The organism is Streptomyces javensis (genome assembly GCF_039525925.1).
Classification (GTDB): domain Bacteria; phylum Actinomycetota; class Actinomycetes; order Streptomycetales; family Streptomycetaceae; genus Streptomyces; species Streptomyces asiaticus.
This window is the reverse complement of sequence record NZ_BAAAIF010000019.1, coordinates 18,974-37,199: the sequence shown is the minus strand read 5'-3', so window position 1 is coordinate 37,199 and position 18,226 is coordinate 18,974. Positions and strand designations below refer to the sequence as shown.

At 71.4% G+C, this 18,226-nt stretch carries 14 protein-coding genes; 7 read left to right on the top strand and 7 right to left on the bottom strand.

The window, feature by feature from the left end; all coding sequences use genetic code 11:
• Window positions 1–73 precede the first annotated feature (73 nt).
• On the bottom strand, window positions 74–1,012 hold the full coding sequence (locus ABD329_RS19245; RefSeq protein WP_198278419.1) for a catalase family protein: 939 nt from the start codon (window positions 1,010–1,012) through the stop codon (window positions 74–76).
• A 443-nt stretch (window positions 1,013–1,455) separates the two neighbouring features.
• On the opposite strand from ABD329_RS19245, the gene gndA reads away from it, so the two are divergent.
• Window positions 1,456–2,910, top strand: coding sequence for an NADP-dependent phosphogluconate dehydrogenase (gene gndA, locus ABD329_RS19240; RefSeq protein ID WP_198278418.1), 1,455 nt, complete (start codon window positions 1,456–1,458; stop codon window positions 2,908–2,910).
• A 113-nt stretch (window positions 2,911–3,023) separates the two neighbouring features.
• On the opposite strand, the gene ABD329_RS19235 is transcribed toward gndA, so the two are convergent.
• Together ABD329_RS19235 and ABD329_RS19230 are read right to left on the bottom strand one after the other, a co-directional pair.
• Window positions 3,024–4,367, bottom strand: a complete 1,344-nt coding sequence (locus ABD329_RS19235; protein ID WP_198278417.1) for an MFS transporter — start codon at window positions 4,365–4,367, stop codon at window positions 3,024–3,026.
• A 78-nt stretch (window positions 4,368–4,445) separates the two neighbouring features.
• Window positions 4,446–5,597, bottom strand: a complete 1,152-nt coding sequence (locus tag ABD329_RS19230; protein ID WP_198278416.1) for an XdhC family protein — start codon at window positions 5,595–5,597, stop codon at window positions 4,446–4,448.
• Window positions 5,598–5,647: 50 nt separating this feature from the next.
• On the opposite strand from ABD329_RS19230, the gene ABD329_RS19225 reads away from it, so the two are divergent.
• The 5 genes from ABD329_RS19225 (at window position 5,648) to ABD329_RS19205 (ending at window position 11,032) form a co-directional block, all read left to right on the top strand.
• Window positions 5,648–6,238: a (2Fe-2S)-binding protein gene (locus tag ABD329_RS19225; protein WP_198278415.1), complete on the top strand. Its 591-nt coding sequence runs from the start codon at window positions 5,648–5,650 to the stop codon at window positions 6,236–6,238.
• Window positions 6,235–7,236 carry an FAD binding domain-containing protein gene (locus ABD329_RS19220; protein WP_198278414.1) on the top strand — a complete coding sequence of 334 codons (1,002 nt, stop codon included), beginning with the start codon at window positions 6,235–6,237 and terminating at the stop codon, window positions 7,234–7,236. The genes ABD329_RS19225 and ABD329_RS19220 overlap by 4 nt, the downstream gene beginning before the upstream one ends.
• On the top strand, window positions 7,233–9,395 hold the full coding sequence (locus tag ABD329_RS19215; RefSeq protein WP_198278413.1) for a xanthine dehydrogenase family protein molybdopterin-binding subunit: 2,163 nt from the start codon (window positions 7,233–7,235) through the stop codon (window positions 9,393–9,395). The genes ABD329_RS19220 and ABD329_RS19215 overlap by 4 nt, the downstream gene beginning before the upstream one ends.
• Before the next feature lie 10 nt (window positions 9,396–9,405).
• Window positions 9,406–10,053, top strand: a complete 648-nt coding sequence (locus tag ABD329_RS19210) for a TetR/AcrR family transcriptional regulator (RefSeq protein ID WP_198278412.1) — start codon at window positions 9,406–9,408, stop codon at window positions 10,051–10,053.
• A gap of 82 nt (window positions 10,054–10,135) precedes the next feature.
• The gene (locus ABD329_RS19205; RefSeq protein ID WP_198278411.1) at window positions 10,136–11,032 is read left to right on the top strand and encodes a lysozyme; all 897 of its coding nucleotides are present in this window, start codon (window positions 10,136–10,138) and stop codon (window positions 11,030–11,032) included.
• Between the two features lie 11 nt (window positions 11,033–11,043).
• On the opposite strand, the gene ABD329_RS19200 is transcribed toward ABD329_RS19205, so the two are convergent.
• The 3 genes from ABD329_RS19200 to ABD329_RS19190 form a co-directional block, all read right to left on the bottom strand.
• Window positions 11,044–11,652: an extensin gene (locus tag ABD329_RS19200; RefSeq protein WP_344316670.1), complete on the bottom strand. Its 609-nt coding sequence runs from the start codon at window positions 11,650–11,652 to the stop codon at window positions 11,044–11,046.
• A gap of 183 nt (window positions 11,653–11,835) precedes the next feature.
• Window positions 11,836–13,074 carry an acyltransferase family protein gene (locus ABD329_RS19195; protein ID WP_198279955.1) on the bottom strand — a complete coding sequence of 413 codons (1,239 nt, stop codon included), beginning with the start codon at window positions 13,072–13,074 and terminating at the stop codon, window positions 11,836–11,838.
• A complete protein-coding gene (locus ABD329_RS19190) occupies window positions 13,071–15,365 on the bottom strand; it encodes a glycosyltransferase (RefSeq protein WP_309142858.1) in 2,295 nt (764 codons plus the stop codon). The genes ABD329_RS19195 and ABD329_RS19190 overlap by 4 nt, the downstream gene beginning before the upstream one ends.
• Window positions 15,366–16,111: 746 nt before the next feature.
• On the opposite strand from ABD329_RS19190, the gene ABD329_RS19185 reads away from it, so the two are divergent.
• Window positions 16,112–17,293, top strand: a complete 1,182-nt coding sequence (locus ABD329_RS19185) for an FAD-dependent monooxygenase (protein ID WP_198279953.1) — start codon at window positions 16,112–16,114, stop codon at window positions 17,291–17,293.
• A gap of 78 nt (window positions 17,294–17,371) precedes the next feature.
• Here the strand turns inward: ABD329_RS19185 and ABD329_RS19180 are convergent, their stop codons facing one another.
• Window positions 17,372–18,226 (bottom strand): ABC transporter permease, encoded by an 855-nt coding sequence (locus ABD329_RS19180; protein ID WP_214665374.1) that lies wholly within the window; start codon window positions 18,224–18,226, stop codon window positions 17,372–17,374.

The window sequence follows — 18,226 nt, the reverse complement described above, 5'->3', positions numbered from 1 at the left end:
AAAACGCCTCGTCGTGACGTCCTGAGGCCCGTCTCGACGCCGATGCCGTCGTGCGGCGCATGGAACCCGAAGCTCAACGAGCGACGTCCCGGTTGCGCCAGCTGAGCGAATAGGCTGCCTGGCGAGCGCGCATCAGTTCTCCGAGGGGCCGATGCTCCGTTGCCGCGATCCAAGGGTTGAAGCTGCTCTTCTCGACGGTCTCGGCCAATGCCTCGTCCGGTGCTTGCCGAGGCACGCGCAGTCGCCCCACGGTGAGCCACGGCGCGTCCCAGCGGACCGACGGGTCTTCTATCGGCGTACGACTCTCATCCTCGAAGAACTGGGCTTGGAAAGGGAACTCCAGGTCGTCGTCCGCGAGTCGCGTATGGATATCGACGGCCAGATCCTTGCGGGCTTCTTTGTTGACCTTCGTCGAGGCGGCGCACAGTTTCAACCGGGCCGCGTAGTCGCCGAACGTGATGGGCATGATGCTGTAGAAGTCATGCGTGGCGAATCCGCTGAACGGCTTCACCATGTCCCGGACGTTCGCGACAGCACGGCGTGTCAGCCGTGGCTTCGTGGCGACCTTACGGAGGGCCGCTCCGGGCGCGCTCGTGGAGAGGTCGACGATTCCGACGACGTCCGCGCTACCGCCGACCTTCAGAGTCTCCTGGCTGACGAGGGTGAAGTTCTGCTCGACATCGGCGGACGACGGCGTCGAGGCCCCGAGCACCTTGATGGCGAAACCGCGGATGTCAGGAGCCCGGTCGGTGGAGAAGTTTCCGTTGGACAGCCGAACCTGTGCCTCGTAGACGGAGGGAACGGCAAAAATCCCCTGCCTCGCATGTTCGGGAAGCCCCTCCTCCACCACGAGAGCCGCCCTCAGCGCGGCCACTTGCTTACGGTGCAGCGCCCTGCCGTGGCCATGTTTCTTCAGGCGTTGACGTTGCAGCTCACTGAAAACGTGCGCCTGTTCCGCATGCTGGGTGCTTTCACCGTGCAGGAATACTTCGCGCCACTGAGTGCTCGGCATATTCTGGGACCTCTTCAATGTACAGACCCTCCGTCAGACGGAAGGGTTCTGATTTCCTTCTCCCGCAGAGCATCGCGGCCCGAGGACACCTCACGCCAATGCCGATTGCCCGAACCGTCATGCCGATCGGGCATGAAGCAGCACGGCGGGGGACGTGACCGCGCACCCGGGCGTGGTCCTCGAGCGCAGCCACGACCGGAGGCAGGGACACCAGCCACCCGTCCACCACGCACCTTATGGACATCCCACAATCCGGCACACCGCCCGGACGCGAGCGAAATGACACGCCCCGGAGTCATTCCTCGGACACTCATCCGCCGTCGCGCACATCGTGCAACTATGGCCGGGCGAAACCCGGCCGGTCGAGGGGGAAGATCCCCGCTCCCCTCGGCGTTGCTGCCTCGCATAAGGATTCGATGCGCGTGACAGGAGTGGAACACCGTATGCCCAGCCCTTCCACCGCCCAGCCGACCGCCCAGATCGGCGTCACCGGGCTCGCCGTCATGGGGAGCAACCTCGCCCGCAACTTCGCCCGGCACGGGCACACCGTCGCCCTCCACAACCGCACGTTCGCCAAGACCAAGGCGCTGATGGAGGAGCACGGTCACGAGGGGAACTTCGTGCCGGCGGAGAGTGCGGAGGAGTTCGTCGCCTCGCTCCAGCGGCCCCGGCGGCTGATCATCATGGTCAAGGCGGGTGCGCCCACCGACGCCGTCATCGAGGAGTTCGCACCGCTCCTCGAAGAGGGCGACGTGATCATCGACGGGGGCAACGCCCACTTCGAGGACACCCGGCGCCGGGAGAAGTCCCTGCGCGAGCGCGGGCTGCACTTCGTGGGCACCGGCATCTCCGGCGGCGAGGAGGGCGCCCTCAACGGGCCCAGCATCATGCCCGGCGGATCGGTGGAATCCTACAAGTCGCTCGGCCCGCTGCTGGAATCCATCTCCGCCAAGGTGGACGGCACCCCGTGCTGCACCCACATCGGCCCGGACGGTGCCGGCCACTTCGTGAAGATGGTGCACAACGGCATCGAGTACGCGGACATGCAGCTCATCGCCGAGTCGTACGACCTGCTGCGGCGGGCGCTCGGCATGTCGCCGGGTGAGATCGCCGAGGTGTTCCGCACCTGGAACGGCGGCCGCCTGGAGTCGTACCTGATCGAGATCACCGCCGAGGTGCTCGGGCACACCGACGCCGCCACCGGCAAGCCGTTCGTGGACGTGGTGCAGGACCAGGCCGAGCAGAAGGGCACCGGCCGCTGGACCGTGCAGACCGCGCTGGACCTGGGCGTGCCGGTGAGCGGGATCGCCGAGGCGGTGTTCGCCCGCTCGCTGTCCGGCCACGCGGAACTGCGGGACGCCTCGCAGGGGCTGCCGGGGCCGTCCGGCAAGGGGCTCTCGGGGGCCGCCGCGGAGCGGTTCGCCGACGATGTCGAGCAGGCGCTGTACGCCTCGAAGATCGTGGCGTACGCGCAGGGCATCCACCAGATCGAGGCGGGCAGCCAGGAGTACGGCTGGGACATCGACCCCGGGGCGGTCGCGCGGATCTGGCGCGGTGGCTGCATCATCCGGGCGCGGTTCCTGAACCGGATCACCGAGGCGTACGCCAAGGAGCGCAAGCCCGTCACGCTGCTGACCGACGACCACTTCGCCGAGGCGCTGGGCGCGGCACAGGACGCCTGGCGGCGGGTGGTGGCCACCTCGGTCGAGCTGGGCGTGCCGGCCCCGGGCTTCTCGGCGGCGCTGGCGTACTACGACGCGCTGCGCTCGGAGCGGCTGCCCGCCGCGCTGGTCCAGGGGCAGCGGGACTTCTTCGGCGCGCACACCTACCGGCGGGTGGACCGCGAGGGTTCGTTCCACACGCTGTGGGGCGGCGACCGCGACGAGCGTACGGCCTGAGCGCCGCGCGTACCGCCTGAGCGCCGCGACGGCCGTGCCCCCGCCCCGGGTTCTTGAGTTCCGGCGGGGGCACGGCCGTCGCGCTGTGGTGCCGTCGTGCCGCGGCCGTGTCGTCAGGGCGTGTAGCGGCGGAAGGCGGGCACCGCGACGGCGAGCCCGAGTGTGCTGACGGCCACCAGCAGCCCGCCCGCGGCGACCGCCGCGCGGGCCCCGAGGAGCGAGCCCGCGGTGCCGTGCAGCAGATCGGCGATGCGCGGGCCGCCCGCCACCACCACGGTGAACACACCCTGCATCCGGCCGCGCATGTCGTCGGTGGCGGCGGCCTGGAGGATCGTCCCGCGGAAGACCATCGAGACCATGTCGGCCACGCCCGCGAGGGCGAGGAAGGCCACCGCCCACCACAGGTTGAGGCTGAGCCCGAATCCGGTGATGGCCACGCCCCAGGCCACCACGGCGGCGATGACCATCAGGCCCTGGCGGCGGGCCCGGGAGAAGGTGCCGGACAGCAGACCGCCCGCCACCGCGCCGAGCGGGATCGCCGCGAAGAGCAGGCCGAGCGCGAACCCCTCGCCCCAGGGTGCGTAGGTGTGCGAGGCGAGTTGGGGGAAGAGCGCGCGGGGCATGCCGAAGACCATGGCGATGATGTCGGCGAGGAAGGACATCAGCAGGATGCGGTGGGCGGCGATGTACCGGAAGCCGTCGGCCACATCGCGCCATCCGCCCCGCCGTGCGCCGCCCGTGGCGCCCTCGGTGAGGGGCGGCAGGGCGGGCAGCCGCCAGACCGCCCACAGGGTGACGCACAGCGCCACGGCGTCGATGAGGTAGAGCGCGGGCAGGCCGAGGACGGGGATCAGGGCGCCCGCGAGCAGCGGGCCGAGGATCATGCCCGTCTGGGCGACGGTGGACTGGAGGGCGCCCGCGGCGGGCAGTTCGTCGGCGGGGACGAGACGGGCGACGGAGGCGCTGCGGGCCGGGGAGTTCATGCCGAAGAAGCCCTGCTGGGCGGCGAGCAGCACCATGAGCAGCGCCACCGAGTCCAGACCGGCGAAGGACTGCGCCCAGAACAGCACCGAGGTGACGGCGATGCCCACGTTGGTGACGAGCATCAGGGTGCGCCGGTCCATCCGGTCGGCGACCACCCCGCCCCACAGCGCGAAGACCACCAGCGGGAGGAGTCCGGCGAAGCTGGCGTAGCCGACCCACGCCGATGAGCCGGTGATGTCGTAGATCTGCTTGGGCACGGCGACGGCGGTCAGCTGGCTGCCGATGGCGGTGACGGTGGTGGAGCTCCACAGCCGGCGGAAGGGGCGGTGGCGCAGCGGCCGGGTGTCCATCACCCAGCGGCGCCAGCCGGGTCTCGGCGGCGGGGCGGGGGCGGTGTCCCCGGCGCCGAGTGGCGCGTCATCGTCGGCGGCGGTGGGTTCTATGTCGTCGTCGCTGCTTCGAGCGGTCTCCACGGCTGGTTCGATTCCTCCTACATCCATTCGGGCCGGGAACCATTGTGACGATCCCCGGCCCGGGCCCGTGGGCCCGTCTCAGCCTCCGGCCGCGGGCCGCATCGGCTCCTGACCGTGGATGCTGCCGCTGAGGGAGGTCAGCCGGGTGCCGCTGCCGCCCCAGCGGTCGGCGATGATCTCGGCCGCGATGCTGACGGCGGTCTCCTCCGGGGTACGGGCGCCGAGGTCCAGGCCGATCGGCGAGGCGAGCCTGGCCAGCGCCTCCTCGCCGAGACCGGTGGCGCGCAGCCGGCGGAGCCGGTCGTCGTGGGTGCGGCGGGAGCCCATGGCGCCCACGTAGGCCAGCGGCAGGCGCAGGGCGACGTCCAGCAGCGGCACATCGAACTTGGGGTCGTGGGTGAGCACGCAGACCACCGTGCGTTCGTCGATCCGGCCCGCCTCGGCCTCGGTGCGCAGATAGCGGTGCGGCCAGTCGGTCACCACCTCGTGTGCCTCGGGAAAGCGGCGCGGGGTGGCGAAGACGGGCCGGGCGTCGCACACGGTGACGTGGTAGCCGAGGTAGGCGCCGATCCGGGCCATGGCCGCCGCGAAGTCCACGGCGCCGAAGACCAGCATCCGCGGCGGGGTGGCGTGGACCGAGACGAACAGGGTGAGTTCCTCGTCCATGCGGACGCCGTCGTAGCCGTAGGCCAGGGTCTCGGTGCGCCCGCCGGCCAGCAGTCCGCGCGCGTCCTCGGCGACGGCCGCGTCCAGCCGTCCGGAGCCGAGGGAGCCGGAGGTGGACTCGGGCCGTACGACCAGCCGGCGGCCCAGCCGTCCCTCCGGGTCGGGCCCGTCGACGGCCACGCAGATCACCTCGGCCACCGGCTCCCCGGCGGCCACCGCCCCGGCCACCTCGCCCAGTTCGGGGAAGCCCGCGGGGTCGATCCGCTCCACATAGACGTCGATGATCCCGCCGCAGGTCAGCCCCACCGCGAAGGCGTCGTCGTCGCTGACGCCATAGCGCTCCAGCACGGGCCTGCCGCTGTCGGTCACCTCCTGTGCCAGTTCATAGACGGCGCCCTCGACACAGCCGCCGGAGACGCTGCCGATCGCCGCGCCATCGGGGCCGACCAGCATGGACGTCCCGGGCGGCAGCGGCGAGGAATGCCAGGTCGCCACCACCGTGGCCCGGGCGAACGGCTCGCCCTCGCCCCACCATCGGTGCATCTGCGCTACGACGTCCCGCATGGAATTCATATCTCCTCGCCACGGATGTAAGAGGTTGATACATTCAATGTATGAGCCTCTCACATCACTCACCGAGCAGCGACATCATCCTGCGGATCAACGGCACCTCCCACTCCCTGACGATCGACAACCGAACGACCCTGCTCGATGTGTTGCGCGAGCGGCTGGGGCTCACCGGCACCAAGAAGGGCTGTGACCACGGTCAGTGCGGGGCGTGCACGGTACTGGTGGACGGTGAGCGGGTGAACAGCTGCCTGATGTTCGCGGTGACCGCCGAGGAGCGCGAGATCGTCTCCATCGAGGGAGTGGCGGCGCTGCCGGACGGCGGCGGGGAGCTGCACCCGGTGCAGCGCGCCTTCCTCGACCACGACGGGCTCCAGTGCGGCTATTGCACCCCGGGCCAGATCTGCTCCGCCATCGGGGCGCTGGGCGAGGCCGGGCGCGGCTGGCCCAGCCATGTCACCGAGGACACCGCCGCCGGGGTGGCCGACGCCTCCGCGCTGGACGCGCGGGAGGTGCGCGAGCGGATGAGCGGCAACCTGTGCCGCTGCGGCGCGTACAACGGGATCGTCGAGGCCGTGCTGGAGGCCGCGGGTGCCCAGGGCGCCCAGGACACGGCCACCGTCGGGGGCGCCCGATGAAGGAGTTCGCCTACGCCCGCGCGGGCGACGCCGCCGAGGCGGCCGAGCTGATCGCCCAGCGCCCCGATGCCACCTATCTCGGCGGCGGCACCAATCTGGTGGACCTGATGAAGCTCGGCGTCACCGACCCGGGTCTGCTCATCGACGTCTCCCGGCTGCCGTACGACCGGATCGAGCACCGCGAGGACGGCTCCGTGCTCATCGGCGCCACCGTGCGCAATGGCGCGCTGGCGGGCGATCCGGGCATCCGTGAGCGCTTCCCGCTGCTGTCCCAGGCGCTGCTGGCGGGGGCCTCCGGGCAGCTGCGCACGGTCGCCACGGTGGGCGGCAATCTGCTCCAGCGCACCCGCTGCGGGTACTTCCAGGACGTGACCAAGCCGTGCAACAAGCGCGAGCCGGGCACCGGGTGTCCGGCGATCCAGGGCGCGCACCGCGATCTGGCCGTGCTGGGCACCTCCGACCACTGCGTGGCCTCCCACCCGTCCGACATGGCGGTGGCGCTGGTGGCGCTCGACGCGGTGGCGCACGTGCGGTCGGTGGACGGCGGCTCGCGCACCGTTCCGGTGGCAGAGCTGTATCTGCCGCCCGGTGACACACCGCACCGGGAGACCGTCCTGGACCACGGCGACCTGATCACCGCCGTGGAGCTGCCCCCGCCGCCGCACGGTGCCCGGATGCGCTACCGCAAGGTGCGCGACCGCTGGTCGTACGCCTTCGCGCTGGTGAGCGTCGCCACCGCGGTGTCCGTGGCCGAGGACGGCTCGCTGCGGGACGTGCGGATAGCGCTCGGCGGGGTGGCGCCGCGGCCGTGGCGGGCCCGGATCGCCGAGGAGCGGCTGCGCGGCGTCCGGCCGGACGAGGAGGCGCTGCGCGAGGCGGCGCGGGCCGAGCTGGCCGAGGCGCGGCCGCTGCCCGACAACGCCTTCAAGGTCGACCTGGCCACTGATCTGATCGTCGCGGGTGTCCGCGACCTCGCTGCGAGGAGGGATCGCGCATGACCACCGTCGAGCGGAGTGTCGGCGCCCCGGTGACCCGGGTCGACGGCCTGGCCAAGGTGACCGGCACGGCGCGCTACGCCTATGAGTTCCCCACCCGGGACGTCAGTTACGTATGGCCGGTGCAGGCCACCGTCGCCCGCGGCCGGGTGGCGGAGGTGGACCCCGCCCCGGCGCTGGCCCTGCCCGGTGTGCTGGCGGTGCTCGACCACACCAACGCCCCGCGGCTGAACGCCGAGGCGCAGGCGAGCGCGGACCTCTTCGTGTTGCAGTCCCCTCAGGTGGCGTACCACGGTCAGATCGTGGCCGCCGTGGTGGCCACCTCGCTGGAGGCGGCGCGCGAGGGCGCGGCGGCCGTCCGGGTGGGCTATGAGCGGGAGCCGCACGATGTGGTGCTGCGCGCCGACGACGAGCGGCTGGAGATCGCCGAGACGGTGACCGACGGCAGCCCCGGCCTGGTGGAGCGCGGTGACGCCGATGGTGCCTGGGCGACCGCCCCGGTGCGGGTGGACGCCACGTACACCACTCCGGTGGAGCATCCGAGCCCGATGGAGCCGCATGCCACCATCGCGGTGTGGGACGAGGACCGGCTGACGCTGTTCAACTCCGACCAGGGTCCCTATATGAGCGCGCAGCTGATCTCCGCGCTGTTCGGGATCGAGCTGGGCGCGGTGGAGGTCGTGGCCGAGTACATCGGCGGGGGCTTCGGCTCCAAGGGCATTCCGCGCTCGCCCACGGTGCTGGCGGCGCTCGCCGCGCGGGCGGTCGAACGGCCGGTGAAGATCGCCCTGACCCGGCAGCAGATGTTCCAGCTGATCCCCTACCGCTCCCCCACGATCCAGCGGGTGCGGCTGGGCGCCGAGCGCGACGGCCGGCTGACGGTGATCCAGCACGAGTCGGTGCAGCAGCGCTCGACCCAGGTGCCGTTCGCCGACCAGACGGTGTCCTCGACGCGGATGATGTACGCGGCGCCGCACGCCCGTACGACGGTGAAGGTGGCGCCGCTCGATGTGATGACGCCCGCCTGGTTCCGGGCCCCCGGCCACACCCCGGGGATGTTCGCGCTGGAGTCGGCCGTCGACGAGCTGGCCGGGGCGCTGGGCATGGACCCGGTCGAGCTGCGGATCCGCAACGAGCCGGAGACCGACCCGGAGAGTGGCAAGCCGTTCAGCAGCCGCAATCTGGTGGCCTGTCTGCGCGAGGGCGCGGCGCGCTTCGGCTGGGAGCGCCGCGATCCGGCGCCGGGGATCCGGCGCGAGGGGCGCTGGCTGCTGGGCACCGGTGTGGCCGCCTCGCACCACCCGGACTACACCTTTCCCTCCACCGCGGTGGCGCGCGCCGAGGAGGACGGGACGTACCGGGTGCGCATCGGCGCGGCCGACCTGGGCACGGGCGCCCGTACCGCCCTCACCCAGGTGGCGGCGGACGCGCTCGGCATTCCGCTGTCGCGGCTGCGGCTGGAGATCGGCCGTGCCTCGCTGGGCATGGCGCCGTTCGCGGGCGGTTCGCTCGGCACCGCCTCATGGGGCTGGGCGGTGGACAAGGCGTGCCGCGCGCTGCGGAAGGAGCTGGACACCTACGCGGGTGTGGTCCCGGACGGCGGTCTGGAGGTGGTGGCCGACACCGCCGAGGATCTGGAGCGGCGGGCGGATCTGTCGCGGCACACCTTCGGGGCGCAGTTCGCCCAGGTGCGGGTGGACGGCGACACCGGTGAGATCCGGGTGGACCGGATGCTGGGCGTGTTCGCCGCCGGGCGGATCGTCAATCCGCACACCGCGCGCTCCCAGTTCCTCGGGGCCATGACGATGGGTCTGTCGATGGCGCTGCTGGAGGTCGGCGAGGTCGATCCGGCCTTCGGTGACTTCGCCAACCATGACTTCGCGGGCTATCACATCGCCGCCCACGCCGATGTTCCGCGACTGGACGTGGTGCTGATGGAGGAGGACGACAACACCACCAACCCGGTGGGCGCCAAGGGCATCGGCGAACTGGGCATCGTGGGCGCGGCGGCGGCCATCGGCAACGCCTTCCACCATGCCACCGGAGAGCGGGTGCGGGATCTTCCGATCCGCATCGAGCGCTCGCGGGACGCGCTGCGTACCGCCCGGGCCGCCGAAAGGCGCAGGCCAGGGGCGGGTGAGCCGGAACCACGGGTCGGGTAGGGTCACCCGAATGGCACCCACCCCGAAGGGACGCGCCACCTACCACCACGGCGACCTGGCCGCCGCGCTGGTGCAGACGACCCTGGAGATCATCGACGAGGTGGGAATGCGCGGCTTCTCCGTGGCGGAGGCCGCGCGCCGCACCTGTGTGAGCCCCGGTGCGCCGTACCGCCACTTCGCCGACCGTGACGCGCTGCTCGCGGCCGCCGCCCTGGAGGTCTCGCGGCGGCTGCGGGCCATCTACCTGGAGACGGTGGCCGACGTCGGCTCCGCGCAGGAGCGGCTGGCGACGGTGGCGGGCACGTTCGTGCGCGCGGCGGCCCGCTACCGCGGCGGTCTTGACATCCTCTTCGCGCCGGGGCTGCGGGCCACTCATCCGGAGCTACGGGACAGCAGCAGGGAGTTCGTGGATCTGCTGCTGCCGAGCGCCTTCGAGGTGGTCGCCCCTGGCGAGGCCGCGGTGACGGCCGTGGCGTTGCTCGACGCCCTGCACGCGCTCGCCCGTGGCTATGTCGCCCAATTGCTGGAAGGGAAGTTCGGCGATCCGGATGACGTGGTCGAGGAGGTCGCCATCCGGGCGACCCGGGCCGCGAGGGCACTGGTGGCGGGCTACGGCGTGCCGTCCGGACCGTTCGGCGAGGAGGGCGGAGGCCGCTGACGGAGGGACAGAATTTCCCGTTCCGCTTCACGTTCTTCGTTCGGCGCGCATACCGTCGATGCGGAACGGATCGGAGGAACAGATGTCCCTGAAATCCGGTAAAGGCGCCCACCGGGCGCCTTCGCGTCTGCGCTCGCCCTACGCCATCGGCGGACTGGGAGTGGCGATCACCGCCGCCGTCCTCGCCACCCTGGTACCGGCCACCGCCTCGACGACCGACCCCGACCACGACGCCGGCACCGACCCGGCCCCCGCGGCGTCCGTACCGCACCCCGAGCGGGACTGGATGGGCTCGACCATCGCCCGCCATGAGAAGACCGCCCCCGGCGCCACGCCCCGGGCCACCAGAGCGGCCTCGGTGGAGGGCGTGGACGTCAGCGACCACCAGGGTTCGGTCGACTGGGCGGCCCTGTGGGACGACGACGTCCGATTCGCCTATGTGAAGGCCACCGAGAGCACGACCTACAAGAACCCCTCGTTCACCGCGCAGTACAACGGCTCCTTCCAGCAGGGCATGATCCGCGGCGCCTACCACTTCGCCCTGCCGGACCGTTCCAGTGGCACCCGCCAGGCGGACTTCTTCGTCACCAATGGCGGCGACTGGTCGGACGACGGCAAAACGCTGCCACCCGTCCTGGACCTCGAGTACAACCCGTACGGAGCAACCTGCTACGGCCTGACCGCCGCCCAGATCGTGAACTGGATCGGCGACTTCACCGCGCGGGTCAAGGAGCGCACCGGTCGCCAGCCGGTGATCTACACGACCACCGGCTGGTGGCAGACGTGCACCGGCGACAGCGCGGCCTTCGCCGACCGGAACCCGCTGTGGCTGGCGCGGTACGCCGCCACCCCCGGGCCACTGCCGGCCGGCTGGAAGACCCACACCCTGTGGCAGTACACCTCCAGCGGGCCGCTGGTGGGTGACCACAACCGGTTCAACGGAAGCCTGGCGGGCCTCAAGGCGCTGGCCACGGGGTGAGGCGGCGGTACTCAGCCGCCGAGCACACCGCCGACCCCGCCGAGCACACCGTCCAGGGTGTCGCCGACACCGTCGACCAGTCCGCCCACCAGGCCCTTGCCGTGGTGGCCGCCCTGACCGGGGGTCTGCGACGGCTGGCTGGGCTGCTGCGACGGGGTGGTCGGGTCGGCGCTCGGGGTGGTCTCGCTCGGTGACGAGGGCGACGAGGGCACCTGGTCGTTCCGCTGCGCGGGGGCGGTGGGCGCCATGGTGGGCGCGGCCTTGGAGGGGGCCGCGTCCGGGGTGGCCGGCGCGGCGTGCCGCGGTGTGCCGGCGCCGCGGTCCGAACCGCCGCCATCGGGGGTGGCGGCGTCGGTGTGGTCGGAGATCAGCTTCGGCTTCGAGGACTCGCTGGGCGAGACGTGGCTCTGCGAGGGCGAGTGATCCGCGGTGGGCTCGACCTCGTCCGGCACCTGCGCCTGCTGTGCGTTCACATCGGAGCGGGCCTCGACGGACTTGTCGCCGCCGAGCGTCGAGTGGAGGCCGAGGGCTATGGTTCCGGCCACTCCGAGGGCGGTGGCCGCCTTGAGCGTCGTGGTACGCGCCTGCTGTGCGGCGGTCGGTCGGCTGTGTCGACCCATTTCGCTGGTCTCCCCGTTATGGCATGGGTTGGGTGGAGTGCCCCGGAAGCCCGATCCCGAACGGAACTGATGTCCGACGCACACGTGTTAGACAGTAAAGAACCAGCCAGATGATAACCACCGTCCCCCGGTGTACGGCCACCCGTACACCGGGGAACGTGTGTTCCTGGCTAGCGCGCGGCCTCAAGGATAGAAGTCGCGCGAACGGCCCTTGCCGTCCTTGAGCTTCCCGAGCAGGCTCGCCGGGTACTCGATGGCCCAGTAGCTCACCGTGGCCGCGGCCACGGCCACCACCAGCACGATGACCACGGCCAGCGGGAAGCCCTCCTGGCCGTCCGGCGGCAGCAGCCCCGCGTTGTACAGGCCCAGCATGATCGGCTCATGCCAGACGAAGAGGCTGTAGCTGGCGAGGCCGACACCGGTGAGCCACCGTGCCGTGAGCCATGAGTGCCACCGCCCCTGCCGCCGCACATGGATGGTGCTGTACAGCAGCAGCGTCCACAGCAGGGCGGACAGCGGATGGTAGAAGGTGGTCGGGAAGTCCTCCGCCTCCGTACCGGCGAAGGACAGCACGTACAGCCCCACCAGGGCGGCCGCCCGGAGCGGGATCGCCACCTTCGCGTCCAGCCGGCCGCGGTCGCCGAGGGCGACCATCGCCACGGCGAGGCCCATGCCCGCCGCGAACCCGCCGAAGCGGGCCTGCGGCCCGAAGTACACCGGCCATTCGGTGTGCGGGATATCCAGCCCGTAGCGGGCGACCGCGATCCAGATGAACGGCCCGATGTACAGCAGTGCACACCCCACGGCGCACACCGCCACCCGGGAGGCCCTCCGGCGCAGCGGGCGGCAGGCACGGACGGCCAGCGGGCCGAGTCCCACCAGCGCCACATAGAACATGATTTCCAGCGACAACGACCAGGTCGGGCCGATGGTGTAGAAGATCTGCTCCTGGTCGAAGACCTGGGTGAAGGTGAGATGGTGCAGCAGATCGGACCACTCGCCGGGCAGGGTGGGATTGCGGGTGGCCCAGATGAACGTCACCGCCAGGAAGTACAGCGGGACGATCCGGATGGCCCGCCGGAAGAGGAACACCCGGCCGGGGCGGGTCGAGCCCCCGTCGATCGCCGCCCGTGCGTAGGACAGCGTCAGCAGATACGCGGAGAGGACGAAGAAGAGGTCGATGACCTCCAGCGACACCAGGGCGTTGGCGTACCGGTTGGGCACCGGTGAGTGGGCGCCGTCCCGGTCGTAGACGAAGTACTGCTGCCAGACGTGGAAGACGACCGTGAGGAGCGCCGCCATTCCGCGCAGGCCCTGGATCTCCTGGTTCCGCCGGTTCCGCGTCGGTGCGCTCTTGGCGGGCGTGCCGTTGACCGCCCGGGGGGCGGTGGTGGACGCGATGGTCGTGGACATCGTGCTCATGTCCGCTTCACCGCCTTGTCACCGGGGCGCGGGGTGACCCGCCACTGGCGGTCCCGCAGCACCTCCTTGAGGAGCGACTGACGGGCCACGATGTTCTTGAAGTGGCTGTAGAAGACGGTGGACACCACCAGGTACCGCCAGAACCACGCCCTGCGGCGGCGCAGTTCGGGCACCGCGAGCCGCCAGGCGAACAGCGCCTGCACCAGCCCTGCGGACAGCGTGAACAGGGTGGCCAGCAGGCAGACCGGCACCGCCCAGTCGAGATGGTCCACTCCCCCGGCCCGCCACGCCGAGTACAGCAGTACGGGCAGGATCTGGAGGGTCAGCCACGGCTGGATCTCCCGCCACCCCAGCAGCACCAGCAGCCCCGCCTTCTGGCGGGCGGTGAAGGCCGGGGAACGCAAGCCGCGCCACAGGTACTTCAGCGACACCTGGAGCCAGCCCTGGGCCCAGCGCGACCGCTGGTTCCACAGCGCCTTGAGGGTGGTGGGCGCCAGTTCGCGCGAGATGAGCGTGCGGTCGGTGGCGATCCGGGCGCCCTCGTGCAGCGCGCGCATCGTGGAGTCGATGTCCTCGGTGAGCATCGTGCCATGCATCCGGGTCCTGGCGAGCAGATCGGTGCGCCAGAAGCCGTTGGAGCCGCCGAAGACGCCGAAGGTGTAGAGCCGGGTCCGGCCGGGGTGGCTGACCGCGTAGATGGCCTCGAACTCCACGCCCACCAGCTTGGAGACCCAGGAGCTCTCGCCGTTGCGGATCACGCAGTGGCCCTGGACCACGTCATAGCCGTTCGACAGCCAGTGCCAGGCGTGCTGGAAGGCGTCGGGCACCGGGTGGTGGTCCGCGTCGAAGATGCCGACGAACTCACCGCGCACCCGGGTCACCGCGGCATTGACGTTCTGCGCCTTGGAGGTGCTGCCCGCCACCGGCATCAGCACCAGCCGCGGGTCGCGGCGGGCCATCTCGCGCAGGGTCTCCTCCACGGGCATGGGGTGCGGCGTGTTGTACGCGAGCACGATCTCCAGCTCGTTGGGGTAGTCCAGGCGCAGGAAGGACTCGATGGTGTCGACGATGGTCGCGGCCTCATTGGGCAGATACGCGGCGATGACGGCGCTGGCCGGTGGATACGGCTGCGCCGGCCGTTCCGGCCGGGGCTTGGCGTCCAGCGAGAAGAGGCACTCCAGCACGATCAGCGCGGCCGAGAGCACCAGACCGGACACCACGACCCAGTACGCGGCCGAGCCCACGTCCCAGCCCAGTTCGTACATCTGCTGGTAGAAGACGAACGGGATGCCCACCCCGAGGAGGAGCACCAGGACGGGCGAGAGCGCCGACAGCAGGGCGCGGAGCGCGGTGGCGAGGGAGCGGCGGCCGCGCCGATGGGTGCCGCGCATCCACGCGGCGTACTTGACCGGCCGCAGATCCCGGTGGCGGATGGACTCCTCGACCGCGTTCCGGGCGTTGGCGACGGCCTGGGCGCGGTCCGCGCAGTCGGCCAGCGGGGTCCAGCCGATCGCCGGGGTCAGCCGCACGTTCTCGTCGGCCACCACGAAGCGGGTCCCGGCCACGGCGTTGGCGAAGTTCTGGAGTTCGCGGCGCGCGGTGTCCTCGTCCACGCCGGGCATCAGCATCAGCAGATGGCCCTCGTCGTCCCAGCCGAGCCGGTCGCAGACGCCGCCCAGCTTCTCGGCCACGCCCGCGAGACGTTCGGCGACCTCACGGCGCACCCGCGGCCCCAGCCGGGCCTCGAGCGCGGCGATCTCGGCCACGCCCACCATGGCGACGACGCCACCGGTGCGGCTGTCGTCGACCCGCTTGAGCTCCCGGTCGAGCTCGCCAAGGAAGTGGGGCTGGGAGTACAGGCCGGTGCGCGGGTCGAGCAGCAGGTTCTCGACGGGGACCGGCACCCGGCGCAGCTTGGCCTCGATCCGGGCGGAGAGCTCGACGGGGTCGGAGGTCTCCGCCACGCAGTCGTCGGCGCCGCCGCGCAGCATGTCGGCGACGCCGGTGGGGCCGGGGTCGGAGGTGACCATCAGCAGGGGGAGCGCCCGTCCCGCGGGGACGGCGCGGACCTCGCGTATCAGGTCCAGTCCGTCGTCGGCGTCGTCCAGGGCGACGATCGCGTCCGGCGGGGAGTGCCGCATCTGTCGGCTGACATCGCCGGGCTCCGCATGGCTCACCTCATGCCCGGTGGAGACGAGTGTCCGGGTCAGCCGCTCGAGCCTGGGGCCCGGTTCGCCGACCGCCAGCACATGCCCGCTCTGTCCCGCCACGTCGCCGCGAGCGGCGGGCACGGGTTGCTGGGGTTCGCGTGATCGTGGGTGGTGCGAAGTAAGCACCTGAGGGGTTCCTTTCGTGGGGGGTGCGTCACCGAACGGGCCGTGGGCGCGCGGACGTTCCGGCCGGGGTCATGGCGGGCCGCGTGGTCATGACAGACCACGCGGTCATGGCAGACCACGCGGCCCGCGGGCGTGCGCACAGGGGCAGCGCCTACGGGCAGGCCGGAGGACGGCGTCGCCGGGAAGGCCGGGGCGATCCGCCGTTCGGTGAGTGGTGAGAGGCGGCTACGCCGCTACCGTGGCCGATCCGCGCGGGGAGAGGTGAGATCTCCGGCGGGGTCTCGGACAGACGGGCACGACGGCGGCGGGGATCACGCGGACGTGCTCCAGCGAATTGCGCATTAGGTCCCATCCTGTTCGGATCGTGGGGGGCGGACCGAACATCACCAGTGCGGGGCGACCGATCTTTTGGGCTGACCGGTCGGAATCCCCAGTCTCATCGATCACTACGGAACCACACAACACATCGAAGTAACACTCTCATTAACCGATGAGAGAGTTCCGTTCGCCTGCCGATCGACCCCGACCATCCCCAACTTCCCTGCGACACCCGCGTGTCGGGGCCCTGCCGGCACCGCGTCGGCGGCTCGTCGGCGCGTCATCGACCCGGTGTCGGCGCCGCGTCGGTGGAGTGTCGGTGGCTCCGGCCAGTCTTTTCCGAGGCACCACATTCGGTGGTTGAATTCGGAAGGGACAACACCATGCGGAATGCACGGGTTCTGATTTCCGGGGCCAGTATCGCCGGGCCCGCGCTCGCCTACTGGCTGGATCGTTATGGTTTCCAGGTCACCGTCGTGGAGCGCGCCGCGCGCCCGCGCCCGGGCGGACAGGCGATCGACGTACGGGGCCCGGCGCTCGAGGTGTGCGAGCGGATGGGCGTGCTGGAGGAGATCCGGGCGCGCCGCACCGGGCTGCGCGGCATGTCGATGGTCGACGACGACGGCAAGGAGCTGTTCAGCACCACCGAGCGGACCGCGAGTGGCGGGGCCCTCGACAGCTCCGACGTCGAGATCCTGCGGGACGATCTGTCCTCGGTGCTGATGGCCGCGGGCGGCGACGGGATCGAATACCTCTTCAACGATTCGATCGCCTCGCTCGTCCAGGGCCCCGACGAAGTGGCGGTCACCTTCCACCGGGGCGGCGCGCGCGCCTTCGACATCGTGGTGGCGGCCGACGGGGTGCACTCCTCCACCCGGGCGCTGGTCTTCGGCCCGGAGGAGGAGTTCCTCCGCCATCTGGGGGGCTATCTGGGCGTGTGGACGGTGCCGAACTACCTGGGCCTCGACCGCTGGGAGGTCATCTACCAGATGGCCGGGGATGTCTGGGGCGGGATGATGATGAGCGTCCGCGACAACACCGAGGCCCGGGTCTACGTCGGCATCGACTCCGAGGAACCGCCCGCCACGTTCCTCGGCTCCCGGTCCGTCTCGGAGCAGAAGCGGCTGGTGGCCGAGCGGTACAAAGACGCGCGCTGGGAGATGCCGCGGCTGCTGGAGTACATGTGGGGGGCGCCGGACTTCCACTTCGACGCGGCGGCCCAGATACACATGGAGTCCTGGTCCCGCGGCCGGGTGGCCCTGGTCGGCGACGCCGGATACTGCGGCTCGCCGGCGTCCGGGCAGAGCACCAGCGTGGCCGTGGTCGGCGCCTATGTCCTGGCGGGCGAGCTGAGGGCCGCGGACGGCGACCACACCGCGGCCTTCGCCGCCTACGAGCGCGAGCTGCGCGGCTATGTGGCGGCCAACCAGCAGCTCGCGCTGGACAACATGACCCGGAAGCAGGCGCAGGACGCATCGGCCGGGCAGGGGCCCGACACCAACCCGACCAATATCGACGACGGCTTCTACGAGGTGGTCAACTCCTACACCGTCAAGGACTACTGACCCGGCCCGGCGGCCGTGGCCGGGTCAGCATCCGTGGCCGGGTCAGCGGCCGTGGCCGGGTCAGCGGCCGTGGCCGGGCTAGGACACCACGTCCTTGCGGCCGAAGCCGCGGAAGGCGAACGCGATGAGCACCAGGGCGTACGCGACGGACACCGAGACGCCCTTCACCATTCCGCCCCACTCCATGTGGGGCTGGAGTGCGTCCGCCCACGCGAACTGCCAGTGCGCGGGCAGGAAGTCGCGCCACGAGCCGAGCGCGGTGACCGCGTCCAGCACATTGCCCACGATGGTGAGCCCCACCGCACCGCCCACCGCGCCCAGCGGCGCGTCCGTGACGGTCGAGAGCCAGAACGCCAGGGCGGCCGTGACCAGTTGGGACAGGAAGATGTACAGCACCACCAGGGCCAGCCGGACGAGGGCGTCCCCGACCGGCAGCTCACCGCCCGTGGGCATGCGCAGCGGCCCCCAGCCGTACGCCACGGTGCCCACCGCGAGCGCGACCAGCGGCAGCAGCACCATGGCGGCCGCGCTGAACACCAGGGCCACCACCAGCTTGCTCACCAGCAGCCGGGCCCGGGGCACGGGCGCGGCCAGCAGATAGCGCAGCGAGGACCAGCTGGCCTCGGAGGCCACGGTGTCGCCACAGAACAGCGCGACCGGCACCACCAGCAGGAAGGCGGCCGAGACGAACAGCGCGGTGGCGGCGAGGTTGGCGCCGGAGGCGGTGGCCGTGGTCATCAGGGTGACCCGGTTCTCCCGCCCCTCGGGGGCGCCGCCGATGGCGAACGCGACCACGAGGACGAACGGCAGCAAGGCCAGCACCAGGCCCATCACCAGGGTCCGGCGACGGCGCAGCTGCCGTACGGCCTCGACCCGCAGCGGCAGGGTGTGCCGGGCCCGGTAGCCGGGCGCGACCTCGGTGGCCTGGGACAG

What these genes read in the sequence shown, in the direction of transcription:
- ABD329_RS19245 (WP_198278419.1), bottom strand. Translation starts at nt 1,012, where the DNA reads ATGCCGAGCACTCAGTGGCGCGAAGTATTCCTGCACGGTGAAAGCACC.
- gndA (WP_198278418.1), top strand. Translation starts at nt 1,456, where the DNA reads ATGCCCAGCCCTTCCACCGCCCAGCCGACCGCCCAGATCGGCGTCACC.
- ABD329_RS19230 (WP_198278416.1), bottom strand. Translation starts at nt 5,597, where the DNA reads ATGCGGGACGTCGTAGCGCAGATGCACCGATGGTGGGGCGAGGGCGAG.
- ABD329_RS19225 (WP_198278415.1), top strand. Translation starts at nt 5,648, where the DNA reads ATGAGCCTCTCACATCACTCACCGAGCAGCGACATCATCCTGCGGATC.
- ABD329_RS19220 (WP_198278414.1), top strand. Translation starts at nt 6,235, where the DNA reads ATGAAGGAGTTCGCCTACGCCCGCGCGGGCGACGCCGCCGAGGCGGCC.
- ABD329_RS19215 (WP_198278413.1), top strand. Translation starts at nt 7,233, where the DNA reads ATGACCACCGTCGAGCGGAGTGTCGGCGCCCCGGTGACCCGGGTCGAC.
- ABD329_RS19210 (WP_198278412.1), top strand. Translation starts at nt 9,406, where the DNA reads ATGGCACCCACCCCGAAGGGACGCGCCACCTACCACCACGGCGACCTG.
- ABD329_RS19205 (WP_198278411.1), top strand. Translation starts at nt 10,136, where the DNA reads ATGTCCCTGAAATCCGGTAAAGGCGCCCACCGGGCGCCTTCGCGTCTG.
- ABD329_RS19200 (WP_344316670.1), bottom strand. Translation starts at nt 11,652, where the DNA reads ATGGGTCGACACAGCCGACCGACCGCCGCACAGCAGGCGCGTACCACG.
- ABD329_RS19195 (WP_198279955.1), bottom strand. Translation starts at nt 13,074, where the DNA reads ATGAGCACGATGTCCACGACCATCGCGTCCACCACCGCCCCCCGGGCG.
- ABD329_RS19185 (WP_198279953.1), top strand. Translation starts at nt 16,112, where the DNA reads ATGCGGAATGCACGGGTTCTGATTTCCGGGGCCAGTATCGCCGGGCCC.